4 protein-coding genes and 1 tRNA gene are annotated in these 4382 nt (G+C 70.7%); all 5 read right to left on the reverse strand.

Annotated elements, in window-relative coordinates; translation table 11 throughout:
• Positions 1–408 precede the first annotated feature (408 nt).
• Positions 409–496: transfer RNA gene (locus tag AC1HC7_RS13730), tRNA-Ser, on the reverse strand.
• Positions 497–568: 72 nt separating this feature from the next.
• Entirely contained in the window at positions 569–1309 is a 741-nt protein-coding gene (locus AC1HC7_RS13735) for an SIMPL domain-containing protein (protein WP_479496446.1), read from the reverse strand.
• A 103-nt stretch (positions 1310–1412) separates the two neighbouring features.
• On the reverse strand, positions 1413–2672 hold the full coding sequence (locus tag AC1HC7_RS13740) for a hydroxymethylglutaryl-CoA reductase, degradative (protein ID WP_479496447.1): 1260 nt from the start codon (positions 2670–2672) through the stop codon (positions 1413–1415).
• Between the two features lie 248 nt (positions 2673–2920).
• Entirely contained in the window at positions 2921–4090 is a 1170-nt protein-coding gene (locus AC1HC7_RS13745) for a TFIIB-type zinc ribbon-containing protein (protein ID WP_479496448.1), read from the reverse strand.
• Positions 4091–4094: 4 nt separating this feature from the next.
• Positions 4095–4382: DUF4339 domain-containing protein (locus AC1HC7_RS13750; RefSeq protein WP_479499128.1), on the reverse strand; the 288-nt coding region annotated here is incomplete at its 5' end.

A 4382-nucleotide genomic window follows, 5' to 3' on the forward strand; every position in this document is an offset into this window, starting at 1 on the left:
CTCAAGCGCAACCTTGGCCTTGAACTCGCCAGAATGGTTCTTTCGTTTCGTCATTTCGGATCGGCTCTCTCATCAGTCGATCCACCTTAACAACTGGTCCGAATTCTCGAGACCACCTCTCTCTACAGAAACCAACTGACCTGCAAGGGTTCGATTGATGTTCCATCTCGCCAAATGCCACCGCCATCGAAGTGTTTAGGTTGCATTACAAAATAATGTTGTGATTTCAAGGCATTACGAAAACTGCACCAAATCACCGCAGTCATGAGGTTCAGAGAAAAATGGCCTGGAGAGACCGATTTCGGCCGTTTTGCGCCCGCGAAGGTGAATAGCCCACCGGCATAACCCTTGAAAACAACGGAAAAATCCGGGCGCCACGGGTGCAGAGAAACATTCCTCGGCAGCAAGTGGCGGAAGGAGTGGGATTCGAACCCACGGATGCTCTCGCATCAACGGTTTTCAAGACCGTCGCAATCGACCACTCTGCCATCCTTCCCAGCCGGTCGAGCGCGGGTTTAGGACGCGGGGCGGGCCGCGTCAACGTTGCGGCGGCGGCCTTGACGGGCGCTCAGTCCACCAGCGCCCAGGTCGCGGTCACCCGAACCGTGATCGCGCGCTCGCCGGCGGCGATCGGCGGGGCCATGTCCGCGACTGCGGCGCGGGCCATCTCCATGCGCGCGGGGCCGCCGCGGACGTCCTGCATCTCGGACATGGTCAGCACCTTGCCCAGGCGCGCGCCCGCCACCTCGGCCATGGTCGCGGCCTTGTCGCGGGCGTTGGCGACCGCAAGGCGGCGGGCCTCGTCGCGTGCGTCCGCCTCGCCCGAGTTTTCGAACGTCACCGAGGAGATCGCGTTGCTCCCCGCCGCCGCCGCCGCGCCGATGGCCGGGCCGAGACTGGCGAAATCGTCAATGGTCACGCGCAGCTGGTTGGCGGCGCGAAAGCCGGTCAGCACGGTCTCGCCGTCGCCGTTGTCGCGCCGCACATGGCGATAGACCGGGCCCAGCGAGACGCCGATGGTGGCGATGCCGGCTTCGGGCACGCCGACGCGCGTCAGGGCCTCGATCACCGCGCGCGTGGCCGCCGAGACCGCCTTCATCGCCTCGGGCGCGGTCTTTCGGGCGTGCTCGACGCCAAGCGTGACCGAGGCCCGGTCCGGCGCGCGCAGCACCGTGCCGATCCCGCTCACGGACACCATGCGCTGCGGCGCGCCCTCGCCCGCCCGCGCGGACCCGCCGCCCGGCGCCGGCGACATGGCGAAAACGAACGCGGCGAGCGCAGGGACAGCCAGGCGGCGCAGGACGGTCATCGAGAAAGCTCCGGTTTTTCCAGGGCGGTGGATCGCGCCGATCCTAGCCGCGAGATGGGGCGGAATCGAGACCCGGGCGTGACGGCGCGGCCATGAACGCGGCTCAGCCCTCGCCCGCAAGCAACGCCGCCGCCACCTCGGCGCGGATCTCGCCGCGTTCGATCATCAGCCCGGCGATGCGGTCGACGTCATCGCCCCTGGCCCCGGCGCCTATGGCGAGATTCTTGGCGTGCAGCGCCATGTGGCCGCGCTGGATGCCCTCGGTGGCAAGCGCCTTCATGGCCGAGAAATTCTGCACCAGCCCGACCGCGGCGATCACCCGCGCCAGGCGGTCGGCGGTGGTCGCGCCCATGATCTTCAGCGCGATCCCGGCGGTGGGATGGGCCCGGGTGGCGCCGCCGACGACGCCGACCGGCATGGGCAGCTCGATGGACCCGGCGAGGTCGCCCTGCGCCGTGGCCTCCCAGCGGGTGAGGCTGGAATAGCGCCCCGAGCGGGCGGCGAAGGCGTGGGCCCCGGCCTCCACCGCGCGGGTGTCGTTGCCGGTGGCCAGCGTCGCGGCGCTGACCCCGTTCATGATCCCCTTGTTATGGGTGGCGGCGCGATAGGGATCGGCCACGGCGAAGGCGGCGGCGCGCAGCATGGCGTCGCGCACCTCGCCGCCGCCGATCGCCGCAAGCGGCCAGACCGCGCGCGCCCGCGCCAGCCGCCGATCCGCCAGATTGGACAGGATGCGCAGCCCCGCCCTGCCCCCGGTCCAGCCGGCGATCTTCGGGGCGACCGCCTCGGCCATGGAATTGACCGCGTTCGCCCCCATGGCGTCGCGCGCGTCGACGATCAGGTGCACGATCAGCATGGGCTCGCCGGCGTCGATCACCCGCGCCTCGATCTCGCGGAAACCGCCGCCCAGACGCAACAGCACCGGGTCGCAGGCGTCGCAGATCCTCTTGATTTCCTCCACATGCTCCAACGCCCTGGCGCGGGCGGCGAACGGGTCCGAAAGCCCGGTGATCTGCACCTGCGCGATCATGCAGGCGCCCGAGCTCGAGGTGAATACCCCGCCCGAATCGCGGCATTGCTTGGCGCCGTTGCAGACCGCGGCGATCACCGAGCTTTCCTCGGTGGCCATGGGGACCAGCGTCTCGCGCCCGTCGACGATCAGATTGGTGGCGACGCCCAGCGGGATGTTGAGCGTCGAGATCACGTTCTCGGCCAGATGATCGGCCATTTCGCCCTGCGCCTGCGCGGCGGCGCCCAGCGCGTCGCGCTCGGCGTCGCTCAGCCCGGCGGCGGCGGCGACGGCGGCGAGCCGCGCCGCGCGGTCCATGCGGTGCAGGCCGGTGAGGCGGTTTGGAATTGTCATGACAAGCGTTCCCTGATCCCGGGTCGCCGCGTTCATCGGGCGACAGGCGCGGCAAACATGCCCCCGCTCCGGCCCGCCTGACAAGAGCCTGCGCGCGCCGGCGCCCCGACGCCCCCAAGAACGCTCGTCGAATGCCCGATGGTCGCCCGCGCGACGCCGCAGTCGGGCCGGCGGCCGGGGTGGACGGGGCGGCCGGGACCGCGCCGCGGGGGCCGCCGGCCCGCAGCCGATGCGCCGCGTCGCGACCGCTAGCCGACGCCGCCCTGCGTGAGCGCGACGCCATAGCCGATCGCCGCCGCCGCCAACACGCCCGCCGCCACCGCGACGGCGATCTTCCAGGCCGAATAGGGGCGTTCGCCCTGCACCGCGCCGGTGCGGCCGTTGACCACGAACCGGTAGGTCTTGCCGCGATACTTGTAGGCGGCGAGCCAGATCGGCAGCAGCACATGGCGAAAGGTCACGTCGCTGACTTCGGTGTCGAGGCGTTCGATGCGCTGCTGGTCGCCGCCGATGTCAAAGCGCACGTCGCGGCGGATGGTCTGGTCCATGATCCCGCGCGCCACGTCGAAGCCTTCCTCCAGCCCGATCGTATACGCCTCGGCGCGAAATCCGGCGAGAAACCGGCTGCTATAGGGTTCGAGCGCCTGCAGATCCCACGGCGCCAGCGCCTCCGCATAGCGTTTTGGCAGGGATTTCGAAGCCAGCACCAGCACGTCGTCAAAGGCCCGCGCCACCCGGCCCTTCACCCGGCGCCAGCGGATTTTCGGGACCTGGCGCGTCTGGGTCTGCATCTTGCCGTTGACGTTCACCTGCACGCGCTGGGTCACGAAATAGGTGTCGCCGCGCTGCCCCGCATAGCGGGTGTCGGTCCGGGCGTCGAAGGTCCAGTAGGGGCTGTAGATCCCCTCCATCCGCCGTCCCTTGCGCGCGTAATCCTGCAGCCCCGAGGGCGCGAACCACAGCCGCCCGAGCCAGTCGGTCATGGCGGCGCGCGCGGTCTTTTCCTCGAGCAGGAACGGCAGCACCCCGCGCGGGCGCAGCAATTCGTGGCGCTGGGGCGCGGCGACGATGGGCGAGGCGCAGAACGGGCAGATCTCGGCGCGGGAGATCGCGGTGAATTCCACCTCGCCGCCGCAGCTGTCGCAGCGGATCACCCGGGCGGAGACGGTTTCCTCGGCGTCGAGCTGACGCGCCACGGCGCGGTTGAAATCAAGCTCGCGCAGCGCCTCGGCGGCCTCCCACGGGTTCTGGCCGCGAACCGGATTTGAAAAGCCGCAATAGGGGCATTCCAGCGCGTCGGCGCCGGGGCGGTATTCCAGCGCCGCGCCGCACTGGCCGCAGGGGAAGCGATCGTCGCCCGCCCCCTGGGCCCGGTCCTCGGGCGGCGGCGGCGGGGCGGCGTCCTGGCGTTCGCTCACCGGTTCAGCCGGCGGGCGGCGGCGGCGGGGGCGGCGCGATGGTGAACAGCTGCGCCAGTTCGTCGATCTCGCCGGCCCCGGTCCAGCCGTCGATGCCCGGCGTCCAGACCAGCGTGTCGCGGGCCAGCGTGCCGGCGCCGACCATGCGCCCCAGATCGGCGCGCGAGAACGGGCCGTTCGCGGCGCCGTTCTCGGCCACGTGCCAGACCTTTTCCACCGGCGGGGGCGGGGGGGGCGGCGGCGCGGGCCGCGCCGCCTGCTGGGGCGCCGCGCCCCACGGGGCAGGCGCGGG

It is taken from the genome of Oceanicella sp. (genome assembly GCF_056449545.1).